This is a genomic window from Candidatus Woesearchaeota archaeon B3_Woes, assembly GCA_005222965.1.
Lineage (GTDB): Archaea > Nanobdellota > Nanobdellia > Woesearchaeales > B3-WOES > B3-WOES.
This window is the reverse complement of the sequence record NJBG01000001.1, coordinates 153,349-175,921: the sequence shown is the minus strand read 5'-3', so window position 1 is coordinate 175,921 and position 22,573 is coordinate 153,349. Positions and strand designations below refer to the sequence as shown.

Sequence of the window (22,573 nt, the reverse complement as noted above, 5' to 3'; positions counted from 1 at the left end):
CTGATTGTATAAAAATCTATTGGTTTTAGAAAACTTTATAAACAGTTCTAATTTCTCTCTAGATAGAAAATTGAGGTAAATATTATGTCAAAAAGATTATTGCCTTTGGCAGCAATGGGTAAAGTTTTAAAAGAAGCAGGTGCAGATCGTGTTTCTGATAAAGCAAAAGTTGCTTTAAAAAATGTTGTTGAAGAAATTACTGAAAAAATCGCAGTTAATTCTGTTAGACTGGCTTCACATGCCGGAAGAAAAACAGTAAAGGAAGGAGATGTTAAGTTAGCATTAAAACAAAGATGAGTATTAAACCAAAATCAGTTGGAACAGTAAAAAAAGGAGATTGTGTTATAATAGATGGGGCTGCTTGTAAAGTAAGCAGTATTCAGACTTCTAGGCCTGGAAAACATGGCCATGCAAAAGTTAGATTAGAAGCAGTTGGTTTAATTGACCAGAAAAAAAGAGTTATTGTAATGCCAGGTCATGATAATATTGATACTCCTATTATTGAAAAAATGACAGCACAGGTTTTGTCAGTAAATGGTAATAAGGCAAATGTTATGGACAATGTAAGTTATGAAACCTTTGATTTGGAAATTCCAGAAGAGTTAAAAGATAAAGTTGTTGAAGGCGTACAAGTAATGTACTGGACAGTTCTTGGAGATAAAGTAATGAAGGATATAAAGGGTGGTGATTAAGTATGGTGAGACAACAAAAATTAAAATTTTTGAGCCTTACCTATTTCTTGAGGTAATAAAAATGGTAAGATTTCCAGAAGCACAAGCAAGATTATTCAAAAACAAGTTTGCATGTAAGAAATGTAAAAAAGTACTCAAATCAACTATGATGAAAGTGATAGAGGGTAAAGTAAGCTGCAAAAGGTGTGGCAGCAAAGCCTTAAGAACTTTAAGAAAGAAATAATTAATATGAATTTTGATTATACTGCATTTATTGTGTTCGTTGTTCTTATTACAATATTTTTGATTTTTAAGAGAAAACAAATTACTGTTCAGAAATTACTTTATCCTTTGTTTTATTTTGTTTTGTATAGAACTAATTTTGGATTAAAATGGATGGACAGAATTTCTTCAAAACATAGAAATTTAGTGAAGTTATTTGGTTATGTTTGTATTGGATTTGGTTTTGTTGGTTTAATTGTTATATCTTTAGTAATATTAATATCTATGCTTAAATTTTTTCTTGCTCCAAAGGTTACTGAAACAGGAATGGCATTGGTTTTACCAGGAACTACAATTCCTGGTGTAGGATATTTGTCCTTTTTTTATTTTATAATATCAATACTTGTTTTGGCTATTGTTCACGAATTTGCTCATGGTGTTGTTATTCGTGCTCACAATATAAAAGTTAAATCAAGCGGATTTGCTTTTTTATGTATGTTGTTGCCAATAATCCCTGCAGCATTTGTAGAACCTAATGAAAAGGAGATGGCTAAAAGAAAATCTCATGTTCAGTATTCTATTCTTTCAGCAGGACCTATTTCAAATGTCTTGTTTGCCTTTATTTTCTTAGTGTTACTCATATTCGTTTTTGTGCCTATAGAAAATAGAATAACAGAACCAATTGGTTTTACTTTTGATACAAAAGAAGGTTATCCTGCATCTGTTATTGAAAGTGGAACTTTAATAGACTCTTTTGATGGTGAAAAAGTTACAAACTATAACAGTTTTTTTGAAAAGATGGGTGTTTGTATTAGTGTTAATGAAACAGTCTATTTAGGAAGTGGAAATAAGACATATTCTCTTGTTACTGTTGCTCATCCTGATAACCCTAGTAAAGGTTTTATTGGAGTTAATAGAATAAGAAATAAAACAGAACCTAAACAAGGTTTTGAAACAATCTTTAAAATTTTTACATGGTTTAAAGGATTATTTATTTGGCTTTGGATGTTAAATATATCTATTGGACTTATTAATTTGCTTCCTGTGTATATAACAGATGGTGCAAAGATGTTGTTGATAGCTTTACAAGATTCAATTAAAGACAAGAAAAAAGCAATTAAAATTTGGGGAACTATTAACTCTTTATTTGTATTTTTGATTTTAGTTGGCATAGTCACAACTTATTTAAAGCAATTTGGATTATTCTAATTCTATGTTAAATGTAATTTTAGTTAAACCTGAAAATCCTGGAAATATTGGTGCAGTTTCTAGAGTAATGGCTAATTTTGATTTAAAAAATTTGATTTTAGTTGATCCTAAATGTAATCATTTAAGTCAGGAAGCTAGGAATAGAGCGAAACATTCACAATCAATTCTTAAAAAAGCTAGAGTTGTTAAGAAAATCCCTAAAATGGATTACTTAATTGCTACAACTGCTATTAGAGGCACTTCTTATAATCCTAGGTCTCCTCTAACTCCTGCTCAATTATCATCTATTATTCCTGTTAATAAGAAGATTGGTTTGTTGATTGGTCCTGAGAGTTCTGGTTTAAGTAATAAAGAAATTTTATCAGCTGATTTTGTTGTAACAATTCCAACTTCAAAGAAATATTCTACTTTGAATATTTCTCACTCTTGTGCTGTTTTGTTTTATGAATTGTTTAATAAGGAAAATACATTAAATGAATTGGCTTCTTTGAAAGATAAAGAAATTCTTTTAGAGAATATTAATAAAGCCCTTGGTAAGATAAAATTTTCTACTTCTGATAAGAAAAAAACCCAAAAGATTGTCTGGAAAAGAATTATTGGCAAAAGTTTTTTAACAAAAAGAGAGGCTTTTAGTCTGATTGGTTTTTTTAAGAAAATCAAATAATTTTTCTCCTTTCAAGAGAGTTTTTTATTCTTTTATCCATTCTTGGATTTGCGTTAGGCCCTAGTTTGTAATAGATCTTTTCTGCTTCTCCTCCCCAGCTATACTCTCCTTTTTCTTTTTCTATTTTTTCTATTGCAAATTCTTTTAGAGCTAGACCTTTTTTAAGATGATAGTAAATATTCCTCATAGTTGTTCTTGGAAAAATTTCTATGTAGCGTTTGTAAATATCATAACCATAGGCGTGCTTGAGAAAATAGAGCAGCTCAATAATATTGTCTCTTACTTTGCTTTTGACTGGCCTTCCTTTTGGCATAGAATTTAATCTAATTTAGTTTTATATAAATGTTTTCTTATTATTCACAAGGAAGAGGCAATCCTAAACAAGTACTAATTACTTTTCTTACGTTTAGGGAAGTAGAATCAAGTGGATCTTTTTTAATGTTTTTGTAAACATGGTGCGCTTGTTGAATATCTCTTTCTGCTTTTTCATCCATTTCATGAGTTCTTATTTGTATATCATAAAGTGTACCTGCAAACTTTATTGGTAGATGGTAAGATTGATATTTGTTTGGTTTAGGAAATGTAACATGATCTTTTTCTAGTGAGTTTCCTTCTCTATCTGTAACGACTTCTACGCCTGCTGATCTTTTAAGCTGATTAACATATACAAAGATATCATCTATTGTTGGAAGTATGATCCTAATACCATACAAATCTTTAAATTCTTTTGCGCCACCTTTATGTCCATCGCTTCTTAGATCATAAATAGATTCTATAATTTTATGAAAAGCTGTTTCTCTTGATTTAACCCTTGTTTTTACAGCAGAATATGGTGCTGGAACAATTTCTTCTATACTCTTCATCAATGTTTCTGTAAGTATTCTATCTCCTTGTTTAACATAATCATTTAAATCAATATTTCTTCTTTTCGCTTGTCTAAATATTTTAACTAGTTTTTGATGGTTTATTCTTCCTTCTTCATCCTCTACAGAAGGAAACATAGGTCTTAATGCACGAACTAATTTTTTTTGTATGCTTGGGTAATTATTTTTTAAACCTTCTTTTGCAGGGTAATGATCTACCAGGTATTGAGTAATTTCTCTAACTATTTGATGAGATCTTTTAGTAGTTGCTTGTTCTTCAAAAACAAAAAATCTTCCACCTTCTTTTAACATAGCACCTTCCTCAAGAATCAAATTTGGTTTTTCTCCAGGTCTTATTTTCCATTCTAGGCCTTCACCACTATAAAAAACATTATTTGGTGTAAATCTTGCTTCATCTAAACTCATTTCTAGAGGAAATTGTCCTCTTGCCAATACTTTGTTAGGATCCTGGCTGGTTGGACATGAATAAGCTACAATTTCCTGATCACAAAAATCATTAACACTACTTAATTCATCTTTGGATATAATTCCTGCGTTTTCTAGGTTTTGTAGAATTATTCCATATACAGCTGAATCAATTTTTTCCTGTCCATGTTGAATATCTGTATTAATGCTTTCCTGCATTTCTTGCACACCTTTTCTTTGAGAAAGCCTATAAAGAACCTTTTCTAGTTCTCCTTGTTTCATGGATTCAATTCTTTTTAATGGATAACTTTTTAAGATATCTTCAAATGTACGAATGATGTAATCGCTACTAGTAAAAACACTACCTAGTGCTCTATGTAGTGCAATATTCAAATCTACTGGATTTAGTACAGCATTCATAGAAACAGCATCGTCATTATCATATTTAAATGTTTCTATTTTTTAATAACTATTAAGTAGTTACAAAATATATTAAACTTTTTATATTTACAATATTGAAAATAATTGTTAATTATATGTTTTTTATAATCGATTTTTGAATTGCTAAATCTTTAAATATGGGCTTTATTTTAGTAAATATGGCTTTTTCTAGTTTTTAATATAAATTGTGTACCACAATATATTGTGTTTTTCATAAAAAAGACTACAATATCTTGTGTTTATCAGACAGTTGTTACAAAGTTTTATATATAAGCTACATCTACTAAAATATTCTAGTTAAGATAAAAGATACTGAAAACGAGGTGAAATGAAAAATGAAACATGCGAAATTAAAATTTCTTTGTTTCATCTTATCACTTAAGGAGGTATAAAATGAAATGTCCAAAATGTTCTTCTGAGAAATTAAAAGTGATTGATAAGAGATCTTCTGAAGATTCTTTAAAGAATAGAAGAAGAAGAGAGTGTAATGATTGCGGAAATAGATTTACAACATATGAACAAATTGTAGAAGACCACCTTATTGCTAAAATAAGAAAAAGAAATGGAAAGGTTGTTGATTTTAGTACTGATAAAATAACTAATGCTATTTTTCAGGCTGCTAAAAGTGTTGGTGGTTCTGATAAAGATGAATCAAAAAAATTAAGTAAGAAAGTTATTGAAACTGTCAAACAAAAATTCAATGAAGATATCCCTAGTGTAGAAGAAGTTCAGGATATTGTTGAGAAGGTTCTGGTTGAGGAAGGACATTCAAAAACAGCAAAATCATATATTCTTTACAGAGATCAACATAAAAAACTAAGAGATGGTAAAACTACTTTTGTTAATGTTCAAAAAGTAATTAGTACATATCTTGATCAGAATAAGTGGGATACAAAAGAGAATAGTAATGAATCTTATTCTTTTTCAGGATTATTATTGTATACTGCAGGAGAGGTTATGAAAAATTATAATCTGAATGAATTATATTCTCTTCAGGTATCAGAAGCACATAAAAAAGGAGATATGCATATCCATGATTTAAGCCATGGTGTAATTGGTTATTGTGCTGGTTGGTCTTTAAAGAACTTGTTATTAAAAGGTTTTGGAGGAGTAGCAAATAAAGTTGATTGTAAACCAGCAAAGCACATGAGTACTGTTGTACATCAAATGGTTAATTTTATTGGATGTCTACAAATGGAGTTTGCAGGTGCTCAGGCTTTTTCATCTGTTGACACTCTATTAGCTCCTTTTATTAAGACTGATAATTTAACCTATAAACAGGTAAAGCAAGCTATACAACAATTAGTATTTAGTTTGAATATACCATCTAGATGGGGATCTCAATATCCTTTTTCAAACCTAACCTTTGATTGGAAGGCTCCTGAAGATCTGAAAAATGATAAAGCTATTGTTGGAGGAGTTGAACAGGACTTTACTTATGGAGACTGTCAAAAAGAGATGGATATGATCAATAAGGCATTTATTGAGGTAATGTTAGAGGGAGATGCAAACGGCAGAATATTTACATTCCCAATACCAACATATAATCTAACAAAAGATTTTGATTGGAATGATCAAACATCAAATTTATTGTTTGATTTAACTGCAAAGTATGGTACACCATATTTCCAAAACTATATTGGAAGCAACCTAGATCCTAAGTCTATAAGAGCAATGTGCTGCAGATTAAATCTGGATCAAAATGAGCTAATGAATAGGCCAGGAGGAATGTGGGGTCCAGGAGATTCAACAGGTTCAATTGGCGTTGTAACAATAAATATGAACAGACTTGGTTATGAGAACAAAACCAAAGAAGAGTTCTTTGACAAATTAAGTCATTATATGGAATTAGGAAAGATCAGCTTAGAAACAAAAAGAAAGGTTGTTGATAAAAACTTAGAAAATGGTTTAATGCCTTTCACAAAAAGATACCTTGGAACATTTGACAATCATTTTAGCACGATTGGTATATGTGGAATGCATGAATGTTGTTTAAACTTCGTAGGTAAAGGTATTGAAAGTGAAGAAGGAGTAAACTTTACAATTGAAGTAATGAACTTTATGAGGGGTAAATTAAAAGAATTCCAGAACGAAACAAAAAATTTGTATAATTTAGAAGCAACACCTGCTGAAAGTACAGCTTATAGATTTGCAAGGCTCGACAAAGAACTATATGGTGATAAGATTATAACTTCTGGAAAGGATGAACCTTTCTTGACTAATTCAACACAATTATCTGTTGATCATACAGATGATGCAATTGAAGCAGTAGAACATCAAGACAAAATACAGTCACTATACACTGGAGGTACAATTTTCCATACATTTTTAGGAGAAAAGATGAACAGTGGAGAATCATGCAAAAGATTAGTCAAAAAAATTGCATATAATACAAAACTACCTTACTTTACAATAACACCTACCTTTTCGATATGCTCTAAACATGGTTATACTAAAGGAGAGGTTTACGAGTGTAAAGAGTGTGGAGGCGAAAATGAGGTTTATAGCAGGATTGTTGGTTATTTCAGACCAATAAAACAATGGAACAGAGGCAAAGCAGAAGAATTCAAATTTAGAGAAGAGTATTGTGAACAAAAAAGCCTTGATTCAGATTTTAAGAGTAAAATTGAACCTGTTTTAAAGATTAAAAATCCAGATTAAGATGAAATATAAATTGTTTTTTACACCAATGTGCCCAAACTGCCCAACTGTAAAGGAATTTATGAAAAACGTTGACATGGAAGGAGAAGAGATTGATGCTTCACAACCTGAAGGATTAGAACAAGCACAAAAATTTAATATAAATTCTGTGCCTACTGTTCTTTTTTTTGAAGGCGAAGAGTTTAAGAGTGAAGCACGCTCTATTGACGAAATAAAAAGGGTAATTGAAAACAAGAGTTTGGTCTAAGATGGTCCTCATAAAAGGGCTTCAAAAAATGTCTTTGATAGATTTTGAGCCTTATGGTGTTGCTACAATTTTTGTAGGCGGGTGCAATTTTAGATGTGGATTTTGCCATAATCCAGATTTAGTTCTTCATTCTAAAGATCTTAAAACAATAAAAGAAGATGAAGTATTATCTTTTCTAGAAAAAAGAAAAAAATGGCTTGATGGTGTTTGTATAACTGGTGGGGAGCCTACTCTTTATACAGATTTGCCTTCTTTTATTTCTCAAATCAAAGAAAAAGAATTTTTAGTTAAACTAGATACAGATGGTTATAATCCTGCTATGATTAAGAGATTGATTGATAATAAATTATTAGATTATATTGCAATGGATGTTAAGACAAGTTTAGAGGATTATGAAAATGTTGTTGGTGTTAATGTTGATATTAATCAAATAAAAAAATCAATCAAACTAATCCAAAAATCCGAGATTGACTATGAGTTTAGAACTACTGTTGTTCCTGGGTTGATAACAAAAGAGAATATTTTGAAGATAGGAAAATTGCTAAAGGGTTCTAAAAAATATATTTTACAGAATTTTAGATCAAATAGAGATATGATAGAAAATAGATTTAAGAATATAACTTCATACAAACAAAAAGAAATTGATGATATGAAAAAAAGTGTTGATGGTTTTTTTAAAGAAGTTTTAATTAAGAATTAATTCTCTTTTCTTCTTTTAATATTGCTAATGTTGTTTTGACAACTGTGTCTGGGTTTAGACTTATAGAATCAATACCACAATGAACTAGAAATTGAGCAAATTCAGGGAAATCAGAGGGTGCCTGGCCGCAAATTCCTATCTTTTTATTATTCTTTTTTGCTTTAGATATTACCAAAGCAATTAATTTTTTTACAGCCATGTTCCTTTCATCATAAATACTGCTAACTAGTTCTGAATCTCTATCTAGACCTAGGGTTAATTGTGTTAGATCGTTTGAACCAATTGAAAATCCATCAAATATTTCAGAAAATTCATCTGCTAGTATAACATTTGAAGGAATTTCACACATTACATAAATTTCTAGGTTGTCTTTTCCTCTTGTTAATCCATTTTTTTTCATTTCTTCTAGAACTTTTTTACCTTCTTCCACTGTTCTGCAAAAAGGAACCATTAGTTTTACATTTTTTAATCCAAATTCTTCACGAACCTTTTTCATTGCTTTACATTCTAATGCAAAAGCATCTTTATAATCAGAATAATATCTTGAAGCTCCTCTCCAACCAAGCATTGGATTATCTTCTATTGGTTCATATTCTTTTCCGCCAATTAAATTAGCATATTCGTTTGATTTAAAATCAGATAATCTAACAATAACATCTTTTGGATAGAATGCAGCTCCAATCATACTAACCCCTTGGGCTAGTTTATTTACAAAAAACTCTGTTTTGTTTTTGTAACCATAAGTCATGCTCTCTATTTTTTGTTTTGTTTTTTTATCTTTGATTTTTGAAAAATTAATAAGCGCTTTTGGATGGATTTTGATGTATTCGTTTATGATAAACTCCTCTCTAGCTAATCCTACACCGTCGTTTGGTATAAAAGAAAATTCAAAAGCTTGTTCTGGGTTTCCTACATTCATCATTATTTTTGTTTTAGGTCTTTTATGTTTTCTTACATTTATTCTATTTACTTTAAAAGGAATAATTCCTTTGTAGACAAATCCTTTTTCTCCTTCTGCACAACTTACAGTAATATTTTCTTTTGATTTTATTTTTTTAGTAGCATTGTTTGTTCCAACAACACAAGGAACACCCAATTCACGGGAGATAATTGCCGCATGACAGGTTCTGCCCCCTTTTTCTGTGACAATAGCAGAAGCAATCTTCATTATTGGCTCCCAATCAGGATCTGTCATTTCTGTAACTAAAACTTCCCCCTTTTTGAATCTATTAATATCTCTTACATTTGTTATTATATTTGATTTACCAGAACCAACTTTTGAACCAACGCTTTGTCCTATTGTAATAATTGGACCTTTTTTAATCATTTCATAATCTTCTAAAACATTAATATTTTTTTGACTTTGAACTGTTTCAGGTCTTGCCTGTACTATGTATAATTTTTTTGTTATTCCATCTTTTGCCCATTCTATATCCATTGCTTTTTTGTAGTGTTGTTCAATTAGACACCCCCAGTTTGCTAATTTTAACAACTCGTCTTGATTAAGAACAAATGATTTTCTTTCTTTTTCAGAAGTTTTTATATTTTTAGTAGGATTCCTCTGATTATTTGTATAAATCATTTTTAATTTTTTTTCACCAACTTTTTTCTCGATTATAGGTTTAAAACCTTTTAACAAAGTTGGTTTAAACACATAATAAGAATCAGGATTAACAGTTCCTTTTACAACATTTTCACCTAAGCCATATGCTGCGTTTATTAAAACTACATCCTTAAATCCGGAATCAGTATCTATTGAAAACATTACTCCGCTAGATGCTTTGTCGCTTCTAATCATCTTTTGAACGCCAATACTTAGGCTGACTTTAAAGTGGTTGAATTTTTTATCTACCCTATAAGAAATGGCTCTGTTAGTGAATAGAGAAGCAAAACATTTTTTACATGCTTTTATCAGGGATTCTTTTCCTCTTATATTGAGATAGGTCTCTTGCTGGCCTGCAAAAGAAGCATCTGGTAAATCTTCTGCAGTAGCTGATGAACGCACAGCCACATCTGTGTTTTGGCCATACTCTTTGCACAATTTATCATACGCTTTTTCTATTTCTTTTGTTAATTTTTCTGGAAATTCTGCATTTAAAATTAAGTTTCTAACTTGTTTACCTCTTTCAGCTAAGTCTCTAATATTTGAAGTATCTAAACCTCTTAGTGTTTTTCTGATTTCTTTGTCTAGTTTATTATATTTGATAAGGTATTGATAAGAATAAGCAGTAACCGCAAAACCGTTTGGAAGATTAACTCCTTTTTTGGTTAGTTTTTGATACATCTCTCCAAGAGATGCGTTTTTACCTCCTACATACTTTACGTCTTTTATGCCTAGTTCTTTAAACCATAGAATAATCTTATTTGATTTAGCCAAATTCACACCTCTTTTGATTAGTAACCAATCAGGGACGTATTTAAATCTTTTGAATTTATTTTTCAGAGCCTTGTAGAATTAGTAAGTCTTCTGTTGTTAACTTTTTCTTGTTTTTTATTTTTTCTTCAACTACTGCTGCTTTTTCTTTTAGGCTTTTATTTACAGCATCTTTTTTTGTTTTAACTACTTCATTATTATATTTTTTTAACTGTTCGTTTATTTTGCTAATTTCTGTTAGTTTTTCTTTTAGTTGATCATTTATCTCAGTAAATCTTTTCTTTGTATCAAAGAATTTCTTATAAGTTTCTTCTTCTTTGCCTTTTAGATCATCTATTTCTTTGCTTGTTTCAATAAGTTCTTCATGTTTAGATTGAGATTGTTGAGCTTTTTTTTGTATTTCTTTGTGTTTATCATTTGATTCTTTTCTTAACTCTTTTATTTTTTTATCAACTTCATGAATTTTATCAAAGACATCAGAAACAATTTTTACTTTTTCATATTTTTTCTTTAAATCTTTTATATTTTTCATAAATTTCTTTTCTTTATCAAAACTCATAACTTCTGTTTCAATTTTACTTTCTAAAGCGTCAATATCTCTTTTTATAGAAGAAGGATCCTCTTTTATGTTGTATTTTTTTTGTATTCTCTTTTTCTCTTTGTTCAATTCTTTTATCTGATATATTTCTTTTTTTATTTTATCATTATACTTTTGCCTATTTACCTTGACTTCTTTAACTTCCTTAGTTAATTTATCCCTCTGACTTTTAGAAGATTTAACTCTATTAATCAGATTTGATATAGAACCAGTTACTTTTTCTTTTTTATCAAAAGCAGACTCTTTTTTATCATTTATTTGGTTAAGTTCTTTTCTTAAACCTTTTATTTCTTCATTTAGTTTAGATTTCTTTCTAAATAATTCTTTCTGTTCTTCTTTCGATAGCATGTCCGCTCACGTTCTCTGGCATTTTTAAAAAAAATAAAAAAAGCGTTTATCCGAATAATGCACCCAAACCAGCAGCTGCCTGCTCAGATGATGCTTCTTCTTCTTTCTTAGCTTTTTCTTTCTTTTCTGCACTTTGTTCTGCTTTTTTGTCTCCTCCTTCTGCAGGAGCAGATGCAGCAGCAACAGGTACAGCAGCCTTTTTTATGGCTTCATCAATATTAACTCCGTCTAAAGCAGCTACTAAAGCTTTTACTCTAGCTTCATCAGGCTTAACTCCTGCTGATTCTAATACTTTTTTAACAGAAGCTTCCTCGATTTTTTGACCTGCTTTATGAAGCAACATTGCTGCATATATATATTCCATTTTGTTTTCCTCCTATTTTCAATCTTGAGATTCTTTTTGTTTTTTAGCTGCTAGTTCAGCAGCACTAGGAACTTTATCATCTTCTTGTGGTTTTATAGACTTACCTTTTTTTAATTGATCTACAATATTTTCAACTTCTTCTATTTCTTTTTTCTCTTTATCGACTTTGGATTCTACTTCTTCAATAAGTGCTTCTGCACTTTCTTTTTTATCTTCACCAGAAGCATGTTTTTGTTGTGATTGAACCATCTTTGCTATTTTTTCGTCTGTTGTTGGTTCTTTTTCTTTCTCTACTTTCTCGATTTCTTTTTCAGTATCAATTCTTTCTTTTTCAAGTTTTTTCTCCTCTTCCTCTTTTACAGCTTCTTCAACTTCTTTTTCAACAGCAGGCTTTTCTTCATCTTTAGGTTCTTCAAGCTTTTTCTCTTCTTCAATAATCTCTTTTTCTTTTTCTAAAAGCTCTTCTTCCTTTTTCTCTGCTGGTGTTTCTACTTCTTCAGGAGGTTTTTCCTCTTTAGGTTTTTCAACAGCAGAGGGTTTCTCTTCTGCTTTTGGTTCTTCTTTGGCTTGAGTAACTTCTACTTTTGCTTCTGCTTGTAGTGATTTTGCACCTTGCTCTGCTTGTGCCAACATATCTTCTACAACAACATCTGCCATAAACTTGCTTTCTTCTGCAAGCGCTTTACAACTATAGAAAACATTGTTTATGATTACATCAACATTCTCTTTTGTTATATAACCTGCTTCAACACTTAAGTTAAATGATTCTGATGCTGCTTTTGTTATATCTGATAAGAATTTTTCTTCATCAATATCTAAAACATCTCTCTTGAAGATAACCCCTTTTTCAAAAGATGCTACTAAGTTTAACCCAATTTCCATTGGTTTAATGTTTAATCTTGTTAAAAGTCCTGCAAGTTGTGCGTTTATTGTTTCGCCTTCTTTACATACAACACAATCTTCTTTTATAGCCACTTTTCCGTCTTCAACTCCTGATTTAATTCCAACACCACTTAATTCACTAATGATTGGACCAGGTAAGAAGTTGGTTTTGCCAGCATTAACTACAATATCTTTTGGAGCTATTTGGCCTGGTTTTGCAGGAGCTTCGCTCTTGCTTTGTTTTAATAATTTATATAGTTTGAAAGAATCTACTTTTGAAAATATTAAAGCAGGCATTCCTTGTAAATTTTTTTCTAACTCTTCAATACCTTTTTTTTCTTCTTTGGCTTTTTCCAAAGCTATTTTCATAATCCTTCTTTTTGACATTAATAAGACAACATCGTTTTCTCTTAGTGTTTCCCTCATCTTTTGAAGCTGAGCAGTTGGCATACCTTCCACATCTATAGCACCGACTATAGGATATTCTTTGATTAGTTTAACAAAACCATCTACAACTTTTTTCTTATAGTCTGCTACGTGAGCCATTTTAATCTTTTTGTTTTTTGTCTTCTACCTTTGCTTCTTTTTTCTTTTCTTTAGGAGCTTCTTCTACTGTTTCTGTACCAATTTTAATAGAAGGGCCCATTGTTAATTTTAAATAAACACTTCTAATGTTATTTTTTTCTCCTGGTAGGGAATGAATCATTGAATTGTATATTACAAAAGCATTATCTATAAGATGTTCTTCTGGAGTATCCTCTTTACCAATTCTACATTGGAATAAAGGAGAAATATTTACACGTACTCTGACTGAATTTTGCAGCTTTGCAACTACTGCTTTTAGATTTGCATTTGGAGGCACAATACACCCTGCTTTTGGATTAGGCATTTTTCCTTTTGTACCTAATATCTTACCAAATGCTGCTGCTACTTTTGGCATAATGTTTGCCTGAGCAATAAAGAAATCATAATCTTGAGCTAGTTTTTTAGTTAATTTTTTGTTTTTTGCATATTTATCGAAATCTATAAGCTCAATAGCCATATCACACTCTTCTTTGGCTGTTGCTTTTAGTTCTGATCCAATTAGAGCGCATATTTTTACCTTTTTGCCCCTATCATAATGTAACTGTATAAAATTATCTATTTGATTTTCTGTTTTTTTAAGATCCAGATTTCTTAAGTTTATAATTAAATCATAACTTTGTTTGAATTTTCTTTTAGGAGAATTGTCTTTTGATTTTTTTAATGCTTTGATAAAATCATTCTTTTCCATTTGTACCCTCCTATCATCCCTAAACAGATAGTCCACGGGAAATATTCAATTTAGAGGAAAAAGAAGGCATTTATAAAGGTTACTGTTTTACTCGTTGATTATGATAAATAAAAAAGAATGGAAGAATTATATTAAGAAAGTGAAGAATGTTAGAGTTAAAGTAGATCAAGAAATACTAAAAAAAGAATTGTTTAAAACAATTGAGAATCTTGTTCCTAATAAAAAATTTGGAGTATTGTTTTCAGGTGGTGTTGATTCCAGTTTTATAGCTTTGGTATGCAAACAATTAAAAAAAGATTTTATTTGTTATGTTATTGGATTGGATAATTCTGAAGATGTTTTGTATGCTAAAAAAATTGCAAAAGAATTGAGGTTAAAACTTAAGGTAATCCATTTAAGTTTAAATGAAGCAGAAAAGGTGATAGGAAAAACAACAAAATTGTTGAATACAAGTGATGTTACTAAGGTTGGTGTCGGTAGTGTTGTTTATGCTGCTATGGGGCAAGCAAAAAAAGATAATGTTCATTATTTATTTTCTGGTTTAGGATCTGAAGAAATCTTTGCTGGTTATCAAAGACATGAATTAGCTAAAGACATTCAAAAAGAATGTTGGAATGGTCTAAGTTTGATGTATGATAGAGATTTAGAGAGAGATTTTACTTTGTCTAATTATTTTAAAATAAAATTATTAACACCTTTTTTAGAAGAGAAAATAATAACATTAGCAATGAATGTTCCTGTTAAAAATAAAATAAATAAGCAGAACAATAAGTTAATCTTAAGGCAAATTGCTGATGAAATTGGTTTAAATAAAGAGATAGCGTTTAGAAAAAAAAGAGCAGCACAATATGGAAGCCGTGTTGATAGAGCTATTTTGAGATTAGCAAGAAAAAATAATTTTAAATTTAAAAAGGATTATTTGGCTAGTTTTTTAAAACCAAGTTTGGGTTGTTTATTTTCATCTGGAAAGGATTCGACTTATGCTATGTATTTAATAAAACAAAAAGGATATCCTGTAAAATGTTTAATAAATATTGATCCCAAAAACGAATTTTCTTATATGTATCACAAACCAGATAAGCAAACTGTTAAATTACAAGCAGATTCAATGAGTTTGCCATTAGTGTATGTTAAATCTAAAGGTGAGAAAGAAAAAGAGCTTAAAGATTTGGAAGTTGCTTTAAAGTTAGCTAAGCAAAAATATAATATTAAAGGAATAATTACTGGTGCTTTGTATTCTAATTATCAGCGAATAAGAATTGAGAAGTTATGTAAAAAATTAAAATTAGAGTGTTTTAATCCTTTGTGGCATATCAATCAAGAAGATTATATGAGGAAATTAATTACAAATAAGTTTAAGATTATTTTTACAAAAATAGCTGCTGATGGTTTAGATAAAAGTTGGTTAGGCAAGATTATTTCTGATAAAGATATAGATGAATTAGTTAAAATAAATAAAAAGATTGGAATAAATGTTGCTGGCGAAGGAGGAGAGTTTGAAAGTTTAGTTATAGATTGTCCTTTGTTTAAGAGTAAAATTAATATAAAAAAATATGAAGTAAAAGAAGAGAGTAAAAATAATGCAGATTTTATTATTAAAGAAGTTGTTTTATCCTAAATAGGTTTTTCTTTTATTCTGATTTTGATATGGCATTTCTCCAAACCCACAATTTTTGCATGTTGCATCTAAAACTACCCAACTTTGTGTTTTGTATCTATTTAGAGCTTCTGGAAGATACCCTTCTAAATAAACATGTCTTGGAATAAATACAAATCTTGTTTCAATTCCTACTGCATCTAATAAATTTGCTAGTAGTACTGATGCATCATCACAGTCTCCACCACCAGAAACTAAGCTTTCTTTGGCTGTTTTTATATATTCATATTCTGTTGGATCAGAGACATAATTAAAATTATCTCTTACAAAATAAAAAAGGGCTTTTGAATGGCATACTCTTCCACCATTCTGACAAGCCTTAACAACAATTTTATCTGCAATCTCTTTGATAACAGGGTCACTTCCTTTAACTAGCTCTAATGAAATTGAGTTATGATGAGTTTCATCAACTTCTATTTTTGAAACAACAACTTCATCTATTGTTGGAATATAAGATGGCCTTGGATCAATTTTAACTCCATAAGCAGGTATAAACCATAAAATAATTAATAATATTAAGAAAAGGCTTATAATCCATTTTATTGGGCCTTTGTACCACGGTTCTTCTATTATTTCTTCTTCCATCACCCTGATTATTAGTTATATTGTTTATAAAACTTTAGTATAGAGTAAAAAATCCATAAGTTTTATAAATAATCAGTATCCTTTTAGAGAAATGGAAGAAAAGCCACTACACGTAGGAATAATTTTAGATGGCAATCGTAGATGGGCAAAAAATAAGGGATTAATGCCTTGGGATGGTCATAAGGCTGGTTTTGATAAACTAAAAGAATTGTTTGAAGCAGCAAAAGAAGCTGAAATTAAAGAATTAAGTTTATATTGTTTTTCAACACAAAATTTTTCAAGAGATAAAAAAGAAGTAGATTTTCTTATGAATATTTTTGTAAAGGCTGCAGAAGATTTATTAAAAGACAAAAAGGTTCATGAAAATAAGGTTAAGATAAGATTTATAGGGCGTCTTCATATGCTTCCTGAAAAAGTTCAGAAAGCCGCAAAAGAAGTTATGGAAGCTACAAAAGATTATGATAATTACATTGCAAACTTTTGTGTAGCTTATGGTGGAAGAGAGGAAATTGTTGATGCTGTAAATAAAGTTTTGAAATCTGGTGTTGATAAAGTAGATGAAGAGAGTTTTGCAAATTATCTTTATATCCAAAATTCACCTGATTTAATAATAAGAACATCAGGAGAACAAAGATTATCTAATTTTCTTACATGGCATTCAACTTATTCTGAACTTTTCTTTCTTGAAAAACATTGGCCTGATTTTGAAAAACAAGATTTGTTTGATATTGTAAAAGAATTTAAGGAAAAAAGGCAGAGAAGATTTGGTAATTAATTCTTGATAATCTTTTCAAATAATTTTACAAACAATTCTTTTGGAATGTCTATTCCTGCTTTAACAAAAACTTCTGCAAATTCTTTTCCTATAATATATTCATCATCACCAACTGGCTGGAATTTTATCATGTTTTTTATTGTTTTATCGTATAAATAACCTTCATTAAGCTTTAGAATAATTTTATTATTGTCTTTTTTTATTAAAAATTTATCTAGTTCAATATCTTTTAGATTGTGTTTTAGAAATTCCCATTTGATTAGATCTTCAATAATTTCTTTAAATGGTTTATTGTAGTTATTTATATTTTCGTTTACAAATTCAAAGAAATCTTTTTCATTAGTTTTTTTTGGAAAATATGCTCGTCCAATATAACCCTTTACTTTTTGTTTTACTTTTCCTCTAACTCTTTTGTTTTGGACGTGATAGGCATAGTATTTATCTTTAATTTTTTTTAATCTTACAAACATGAAAGAAGTTAGGCACCACTGTTTATAAATTTACTGGTGTTGTTCGTATCTTAGAATAGCTGCTACTTTACCGAGCTCTTTTAATTGAACCCCTTCTCTTGTTTCTGTTGAAATAATATTTACCTCTGTTCCAACTTTGTTTGCTTCTTCTTCAAACTCTTCTATTTTTTTATCATCCAGTTTTTCTGATAGTAATATAATTTCAACAACACCTGTTTTTAGAAATTCCATAACTTCTTTTTCACCATAAGAAATTATGTTTGGTTTTTTTGCTAATAAATCCAAAAATCTTTGCATAATTTTTTTCTCAGAAACAAGTTCTTCGTTTGCTAAAACATCCTGGCTTTTGTCAACTAATTCCTGTAAACCAAAATCTCCTGTATAACCTAAATCTTTAACTGCAATAATCTTTTGTTTTAGCTGATCTGTTAGATAACCACCATCAACCCAGTCGTGTTTTGTTGGTCCTGGTCCTCCAACTATAATTCCTTTTAGGTTTTTATTATCTAAAAATTGTTCTTTAACATATTCTGCTACTTTTTTGAAATGTTCTTTAGCAGCGCCATCCCTTAATCTTTCAAAACGAGCAGCAGATTGCCCTCCTGCTTTTGTTTTTCCAGGAACTTCTGAATGTGTTGATTTTAATGGAACAATTGTTTTTCCTTTTAGATAAGCAATGTTAGCATCTCTCCTATCAAGTATTACCAAGCCATAAACTTCTTTTACATCCATCATATCTCTTAGTAATTCTAATTGAAATTCTTTATCACATCTATAGATTCTTGTTTTTAATAATTCTGGAGGTTCTACACTCCATACTTCAAAATCTTCCTGGCCTTCTCTTTCAGATACATTTCCTGCAAAAACTGCTAAACCATTATCTGGTGTTTTTTTAAACAATCTTAGATGCTGGATCATTTTTTCTAAAGCAGTAATAACGTTTTTACGTGTGGCTGCTGATTTTATATTAGAAGCAGTACCTCTTTCTTGTTCAAGGTGCTGTATAATCTTGATTATATCATAACCAGAAGGAACATATACACTAACCAGTTCTGTATGGCGACCTCTATGTTGTTCTAGTTCTTTTACAAATTTCTTCAAATCGTGTTTTTGTTTTTCTGTTAGTGTCATATCTTTTTGTATATGTGAACAATATATAAATATGTCGGAAAACAATGTATTACCGATAGATTTAAAAACCAAAGATTATCTACAATTTAAAGTTACCTCTAGAATGGGATTATATAATTTTAATTATATAACATTAAGCTATGGGGTAACTTGGTTAGCCTTTCTGGTTTGGGTGTGATACACAAAAAAACCAGATGATCCCGGTTCAAAACAACCGCGAAATCGGATCACTACTTTCGCATTGGTGAAAGTCCGGGTAGCCCCATTTTAAGAGCACCCATATCAAGAAAAATGGCAGCAAAAAAACAAAAACGGAAAAAATCATCGACTAAAAGATTTGGTCCTAGGTATGGTAGACGTTTAAAAGAAAAGGTTGCTGAGATAGAGTCAGGACATAGAGGAAGACACATCTGTCCTTATTGTAGCAAAAAAAATGTCAGAAGAGAAGCAGCAGGAATCTGGTTTTGCAAATCATGTAAAGTTAAATTTGCAGGAAGAGCTTATTCTATTGGAAAAAAGAGAACAGTTAAAGAAGAAGAAAAAGTTATTAAATCAGAAGAAAAACCATCAGATAGTAAAGAGGATAAAAAATGATAAAGTATAAATGTTTTGATTGTAATAAGAAAGTATCTTTAACAGGCAAAAGGATAAGGTGTCCTTATTGTGGAAGTAAAATGTTGTTTAAGCCAAGAACAACAACAACAAAGGTTAAAGCAAGATAAAATGGCCGAAGAAGGACAAGAAGAAAAAATTGAACAGTTACAATTACTAGAACAAAATTTACAATCCTTTCTTGTACAAAAGCAACAATTTCAGATGCAATTAAGCGAAGTAACATCTGCTTTAGAAAATATAAAAGATTCTAATAAGACTTATAAAATTGTAGCTAATGTGATGATTGACGCAAAAAAAGAGGATTTAGAAAAAGATCTAAATCAAAAAAAAGAGATGCTAGAGATAAGACTAAAAAACCTAGAAAAACAAGAGACAAGTATAAGAGATAAATCTCAGAAATTACAGAAAGAAGTTTTAGGTGCAATGAAATAAAAATGGCAGATGTTAAGTTAAAAGATGCAGTAGATTTCATCATAGAGATCAATAATGATGATGATACTCCTAAAAATATAAGAGAAAAAATGTCAGGTATACTAGACATCTTAAAAGAAGATGTTGATGATTCTATTAAAAAAAATAAAGCTTTAAATGAGTTAGATGAAATAGTCAGCGATAACAATATGCAGCAGTATACGCGAACACAAATCTGGAATATTGTAAGTTTATTGGAAAAATTATAATTCTAATTTGTAAATAATTTAATACATTCTTCCTTTATTTGATCATAATTTATGTTGCCACATAATTTTATATCATCTTTACGTCTTGCTAGGTTTTTATAACACAAATCTTTGTTTACTTTGTCTACTCCGCCTTTTATAACCCAACTTTCACATATTGTTTCGTCTTCTGTTACTTTAGCAATCTCCCATAAACAATTGTTTGCTTTGTCTTTATCTGATAAAGCTAGGCAAACTGTTGGATTTTGTGTAGTTTCTGCAATACCTTCATAACATTTATCCCTTTTTTCTGTTTCATCAAGATTTAGGCATAAAGTATAATCCTCTAGTATTAATGCAAGTTTATGATAACAAGTTTGTGACCATGTTTCATCATTTATTGTTGGGCATATGCTTACATCTTTTTTTGTTTCTGCAACTGATTCATAACAATATGCTTCTGATTTTGGATCTTTTATATTATTACACAATTCAAGGTCTTTTTGCTTTGCTGCTACAACCCTTATACACTCATCTTTAAAGTGAGAACTTATGATATTATCACAAATTGATATTCTTCCTTTTTGCTTTGCTTGTTCAACATAACAATCATCTTTTTGATTAATATCTTGTATTCCTTCACAATTTGTTGGCAGTTTATCATAATTTATTAGAACCACTAATATTAATAATACTGCTATGCCTACAGCAAAAACATATTTATAAGATTTAAAAAAATTTTGTTTCTTTTTTTTACTACTCTTTTTTACTTTTTTCATTTCGACCTCGCTAGTTTTGTAATTTCTTTTTTTAATAATAATGAATTAGGAACATATACAATATCCCCTTTGTTTGTTTTTATTGTTGTTTCAATTAGATTTATGTTTGTTACTTTTCCTTTTTTATTATCTATTTCTATGAATTCCCCTTTTTTAATATATTTTTTCTGTTGTATAAATATTCCTGCGATTATATTTGGAAAAAAATCTTTTATAATAAAAAATAGAGCTATAATCAGTACAATAGCTATAGCACCTATTATTATATTAAGAACCGTTGTTGTTAAACCAATCTGTGTCATGGCCATTATTAGTGTGATAAAATAGATAAAATACATGATAAAATTAGAGATAATTTTTTCTAAAGAAATTTTTATTTTTGTTGTTTTTCTAATAGATTTGTTAATTTCCAACTCATGAAGAACTCTGTAAATAACTTTTCCAATGGTTCTTCCAATAATAAGTCCAATAAAAATTATCATTATTGTTGCTATTATTTTTGAAAATAGAGGAGAATACAATAACTCTCTATAATCAATATCATAAATGTTCATGGAATTTGTTAGAATGAGGTTGTTTATAAATTTTATTATTTTTAATTATTCTTTTCTTTTTCTATATTTTTAATAATCTTTAGTATTTGCCAAGCTGTGTTGTTCCATTTCATCTTGTGCCCTCTTTTTTGAGCACGCCATTCCATTGCTCTATGTTCTATTGGGTTTGAAATTAGATAGTTCACTGCTTTTGGCATTTGATCTATAAAAGGTTCCCCTGGGTCAATTAAGATTCCTCTTCCGTGACGAGTGTCAATAATCGGTCCTTCTCCCCTCTTATTTTCTGGATTAAGAAGCTCTTTTGCATAATCAAAAGGGGTAGAGAGAGGTACTCTTCCTGAACCAATTGCGTCTGCTAATATTCCACTTAGCATTTGTTCCATATTAAGATAAGGTAAAGGTATCATATCTGACCCAGCATAATAACCCATCAAATCTTTTACACTTTGGTAAGCGTCAACGACAACAACATCGTTTTCTCTTGCAGCAATTTTTAGATGCTTTTTATCCTTTATTTCAGTGTATCTAACCTCTCCAATTTCAATAGCCTTTTTTATAATTTCCTGATAATCTTTGTAATATCTCCCTCCATCAGCAAGAATAAACTCAGGATGTACTTGACCTACAATTAAATAAACAATATTCTCTCTATCTTTTTCTGAACAATGCTCTCGTAAATATTTACCATACGCAGGAATACTAAATTGTAATCCTTTGTCAAGAGAACGAAGTCCGGGTGTGAGGAGAACTATCATATCTTCTAGTTCTAAAATTTTTTTAGCTTCTAATCTACTTTTATCTTGTTCTCTGACTCCATGATCTATTTGCCCTAATTTATAATGGATTCCATAAACTTCATTAAGTCTATCAATTCCGCTTTTGGTTGGAGCAATCATCATATCACAATATTCTGAAAGTTCTCTTAGTGTTCTTTCCTGATATTCAGTTGGTTGGGAGGGGATTGTATGTAACCATACTAATGTCATAATTCCATTTTCTTTGTAAAGTTTTGCCAGTTCAACATAATTATTACCTGTCCCATCCTCATCTAATCCAAACTCATGTTCTAATATCACAACTGTTGGATCTGGTTTTTCTTTTGCTCTCTTTACACTATCTAATCCTCCTAACATCCATGATTCTTCATTTAATTGATCAAAAACTATATCTACTGGAGAGAAATATTGTTCTCCATTTTTATCAATTGCTGAAACAGATACAGATGAAACTTCTCCTGTATAATCTAATAGAGAAGTAACTGAATCACGTGTAAAAGTTCCAATACCACAAATTCTTGGGTGATATGTTCCTACAAAACGAATGTTAACTGCCATAAAAAAACAATCTTTAAATGATTTATAAATCTTTCTAATCTGTAATCTCTTTACAGTGGTAGTTTTAAGGG

27 protein-coding genes are annotated in these 22,573 nt (G+C 29.9%); 14 read left to right on the top strand and 13 right to left on the bottom strand.

Features of this window, described 5'->3' with window-relative positions; genetic code table 11:
• The first annotated feature begins 84 nt into the window (after positions 1–84).
• From CEE44_01005 to CEE44_00985, 5 genes are read left to right on the top strand one after another with little or no spacing between them, the layout of a single operon-like run.
• Positions 85–297 (top strand): histone, encoded by a 213-nt coding sequence (locus CEE44_01005; protein TKJ17097.1) that lies wholly within the window; start codon positions 85–87, stop codon positions 295–297.
• Positions 294–692 carry a translation initiation factor IF-5A gene (locus CEE44_01000; GenBank protein ID TKJ17096.1) on the top strand — a complete coding sequence of 133 codons (399 nt, stop codon included), beginning with the start codon at positions 294–296 and terminating at the stop codon, positions 690–692. Before CEE44_01005 ends, CEE44_01000 begins: the two co-directional genes overlap by 4 nt.
• Entirely contained in the window at positions 685–915 is a 231-nt protein-coding gene (locus CEE44_00995; GenBank protein ID TKJ17095.1) for a hypothetical protein, read from the top strand. The genes CEE44_01000 and CEE44_00995 overlap by 8 nt, the downstream gene beginning before the upstream one ends.
• A 5-nt stretch (positions 916–920) precedes the next feature.
• Positions 921–2,102, top strand: coding sequence for a hypothetical protein (locus CEE44_00990; protein ID TKJ17094.1), 1,182 nt, complete (start codon positions 921–923; stop codon positions 2,100–2,102).
• Between the two features lie 4 nt (positions 2,103–2,106).
• A complete protein-coding gene (locus CEE44_00985; GenBank protein TKJ17093.1) occupies positions 2,107–2,766 on the top strand; it encodes an RNA methyltransferase in 660 nt (219 codons plus the stop codon).
• Here CEE44_00985 and CEE44_00980 read toward each other — a convergent pair.
• Together CEE44_00980 and CEE44_00975 are read right to left on the bottom strand one after the other, a co-directional pair.
• Positions 2,759–3,079, bottom strand: a complete 321-nt coding sequence (locus tag CEE44_00980; protein ID TKJ17092.1) for a hypothetical protein — start codon at positions 3,077–3,079, stop codon at positions 2,759–2,761. The two genes, CEE44_00985 and CEE44_00980, sit on opposite strands and share 8 nt — an antisense overlap.
• A 40-nt stretch (positions 3,080–3,119) precedes the next feature.
• Positions 3,120–4,475 (bottom strand): hypothetical protein, encoded by a 1,356-nt coding sequence (locus CEE44_00975; protein ID TKJ17091.1) that lies wholly within the window; start codon positions 4,473–4,475, stop codon positions 3,120–3,122.
• Between the two features lie 414 nt (positions 4,476–4,889).
• Between CEE44_00975 and CEE44_00970 the strand changes: the two genes are divergently transcribed.
• The 3 genes from CEE44_00970 to CEE44_00960 are packed head-to-tail and all read left to right on the top strand — an operon-like array spanning position 4,890 to position 8,104.
• On the top strand, positions 4,890–7,157 hold the full coding sequence (locus CEE44_00970) for a ribonucleoside triphosphate reductase (protein ID TKJ17090.1): 2,268 nt from the start codon (positions 4,890–4,892) through the stop codon (positions 7,155–7,157).
• Position 7,158: 1 nt separating this feature from the next.
• Positions 7,159–7,404: a hypothetical protein gene (locus CEE44_00965; protein ID TKJ17089.1), complete on the top strand. Its 246-nt coding sequence runs from the start codon at positions 7,159–7,161 to the stop codon at positions 7,402–7,404.
• A 1-nt stretch (position 7,405) separates the two neighbouring features.
• Positions 7,406–8,104 carry an anaerobic ribonucleoside-triphosphate reductase activating protein gene (locus tag CEE44_00960; protein ID TKJ17088.1) on the top strand — a complete coding sequence of 233 codons (699 nt, stop codon included), beginning with the start codon at positions 7,406–7,408 and terminating at the stop codon, positions 8,102–8,104.
• Here the strand turns inward: CEE44_00960 and CEE44_00955 are convergent.
• The 5 genes from CEE44_00955 to CEE44_00935 are packed head-to-tail and all read right to left on the bottom strand — an operon-like array spanning position 8,094 to position 13,979.
• Positions 8,094–10,481: a phosphoenolpyruvate synthase gene (locus CEE44_00955; GenBank protein TKJ17929.1), complete on the bottom strand. Its 2,388-nt coding sequence runs from the start codon at positions 10,479–10,481 to the stop codon at positions 8,094–8,096. The two genes, CEE44_00960 and CEE44_00955, sit on opposite strands and share 11 nt — an antisense overlap.
• A 55-nt stretch (positions 10,482–10,536) precedes the next feature.
• Entirely contained in the window at positions 10,537–11,424 is an 888-nt protein-coding gene (locus CEE44_00950) for a hypothetical protein (protein ID TKJ17087.1), read from the bottom strand.
• 46 nt (positions 11,425–11,470) lie between these two features.
• Positions 11,471–11,788 carry a 50S ribosomal protein P1 gene (locus tag CEE44_00945; GenBank protein ID TKJ17086.1) on the bottom strand — a complete coding sequence of 106 codons (318 nt, stop codon included), beginning with the start codon at positions 11,786–11,788 and terminating at the stop codon, positions 11,471–11,473.
• 18 nt (positions 11,789–11,806) lie between these two features.
• Positions 11,807–13,222: a 50S ribosomal protein L10 gene (gene rplJ, locus CEE44_00940; protein ID TKJ17085.1), complete on the bottom strand. Its 1,416-nt coding sequence runs from the start codon at positions 13,220–13,222 to the stop codon at positions 11,807–11,809.
• Positions 13,218–13,979: a 50S ribosomal protein L1 gene (locus CEE44_00935; GenBank protein TKJ17084.1), complete on the bottom strand. Its 762-nt coding sequence runs from the start codon at positions 13,977–13,979 to the stop codon at positions 13,218–13,220. Before CEE44_00935 ends, rplJ begins: the two co-directional genes overlap by 5 nt.
• Before the next feature lie 64 nt (positions 13,980–14,043).
• Between CEE44_00935 and CEE44_00930 the strand changes: the two genes are divergently transcribed.
• Positions 14,044–15,561, top strand: a complete 1,518-nt coding sequence (locus CEE44_00930) for a hypothetical protein (protein ID TKJ17083.1) — start codon at positions 14,044–14,046, stop codon at positions 15,559–15,561.
• Here the strand turns inward: CEE44_00930 and CEE44_00925 are convergent.
• Positions 15,553–16,185, bottom strand: coding sequence for a hypothetical protein (locus CEE44_00925; protein TKJ17082.1), 633 nt, complete (start codon positions 16,183–16,185; stop codon positions 15,553–15,555). The genes CEE44_00930 and CEE44_00925 overlap by 9 nt on opposite strands.
• A 91-nt stretch (positions 16,186–16,276) precedes the next feature.
• Between CEE44_00925 and uppS the strand changes: the two genes are divergently transcribed.
• Positions 16,277–16,960, top strand: coding sequence for a di-trans,poly-cis-decaprenylcistransferase (gene uppS / locus CEE44_00920; protein ID TKJ17081.1), 684 nt, complete (start codon positions 16,277–16,279; stop codon positions 16,958–16,960).
• Here the strand turns inward: uppS and CEE44_00915 are convergent.
• Complete coding sequence (locus tag CEE44_00915) at positions 16,957–17,430, bottom strand: hypothetical protein (protein ID TKJ17080.1); 474 nt, start codon at positions 17,428–17,430, stop codon at positions 16,957–16,959. The genes uppS and CEE44_00915 overlap by 4 nt on opposite strands.
• Positions 17,431–17,460: 30 nt before the next feature.
• The gene (prf1, locus tag CEE44_00910) at positions 17,461–18,561 is read right to left on the bottom strand and encodes a peptide chain release factor 1 (protein ID TKJ17079.1); all 1,101 of its coding nucleotides are present in this window, start codon (positions 18,559–18,561) and stop codon (positions 17,461–17,463) included.
• A gap of 291 nt (positions 18,562–18,852) precedes the next feature.
• Here prf1 and CEE44_00905 point away from each other — a divergent pair, with 291 nt between their 5' ends.
• Genes CEE44_00905 through CEE44_00890 form a run of 4 tightly spaced genes read left to right on the top strand, consistent with a single transcriptional unit; the run spans position 18,853 to position 19,856 of the window.
• The gene (locus tag CEE44_00905; protein TKJ17078.1) at positions 18,853–19,155 is read left to right on the top strand and encodes a 50S ribosomal protein L37ae; all 303 of its coding nucleotides are present in this window, start codon (positions 18,853–18,855) and stop codon (positions 19,153–19,155) included.
• Entirely contained in the window at positions 19,152–19,283 is a 132-nt protein-coding gene (locus tag CEE44_00900) for a DNA-directed RNA polymerase subunit P (protein ID TKJ17077.1), read from the top strand. The genes CEE44_00905 and CEE44_00900 overlap by 4 nt, the downstream gene beginning before the upstream one ends.
• A 1-nt stretch (position 19,284) precedes the next feature.
• Complete coding sequence (locus tag CEE44_00895) at positions 19,285–19,608, top strand: prefoldin subunit beta (GenBank protein ID TKJ17076.1); 324 nt, start codon at positions 19,285–19,287, stop codon at positions 19,606–19,608.
• A 2-nt stretch (positions 19,609–19,610) separates the two neighbouring features.
• Positions 19,611–19,856 (top strand): hypothetical protein, encoded by a 246-nt coding sequence (locus tag CEE44_00890; GenBank protein TKJ17075.1) that lies wholly within the window; start codon positions 19,611–19,613, stop codon positions 19,854–19,856.
• 2 nt (positions 19,857–19,858) lie between these two features.
• Here the strand turns inward: CEE44_00890 and CEE44_00885 are convergent, their stop codons facing one another.
• From CEE44_00885 to CEE44_00875, 3 genes are read right to left on the bottom strand one after another with little or no spacing between them, the layout of a single operon-like run.
• Positions 19,859–20,614 (bottom strand): hypothetical protein, encoded by a 756-nt coding sequence (locus tag CEE44_00885; GenBank protein TKJ17074.1) that lies wholly within the window; start codon positions 20,612–20,614, stop codon positions 19,859–19,861.
• Positions 20,611–21,168 (bottom strand): hypothetical protein, encoded by a 558-nt coding sequence (locus CEE44_00880; protein ID TKJ17073.1) that lies wholly within the window; start codon positions 21,166–21,168, stop codon positions 20,611–20,613. The genes CEE44_00885 and CEE44_00880 overlap by 4 nt, the downstream gene beginning before the upstream one ends.
• 41 nt (positions 21,169–21,209) lie before the next feature.
• Positions 21,210–22,502 carry a hypothetical protein gene (locus CEE44_00875; protein TKJ17072.1) on the bottom strand — a complete coding sequence of 431 codons (1,293 nt, stop codon included), beginning with the start codon at positions 22,500–22,502 and terminating at the stop codon, positions 21,210–21,212.
• Between the last annotated feature and the right edge of the window lie 71 nt (positions 22,503–22,573).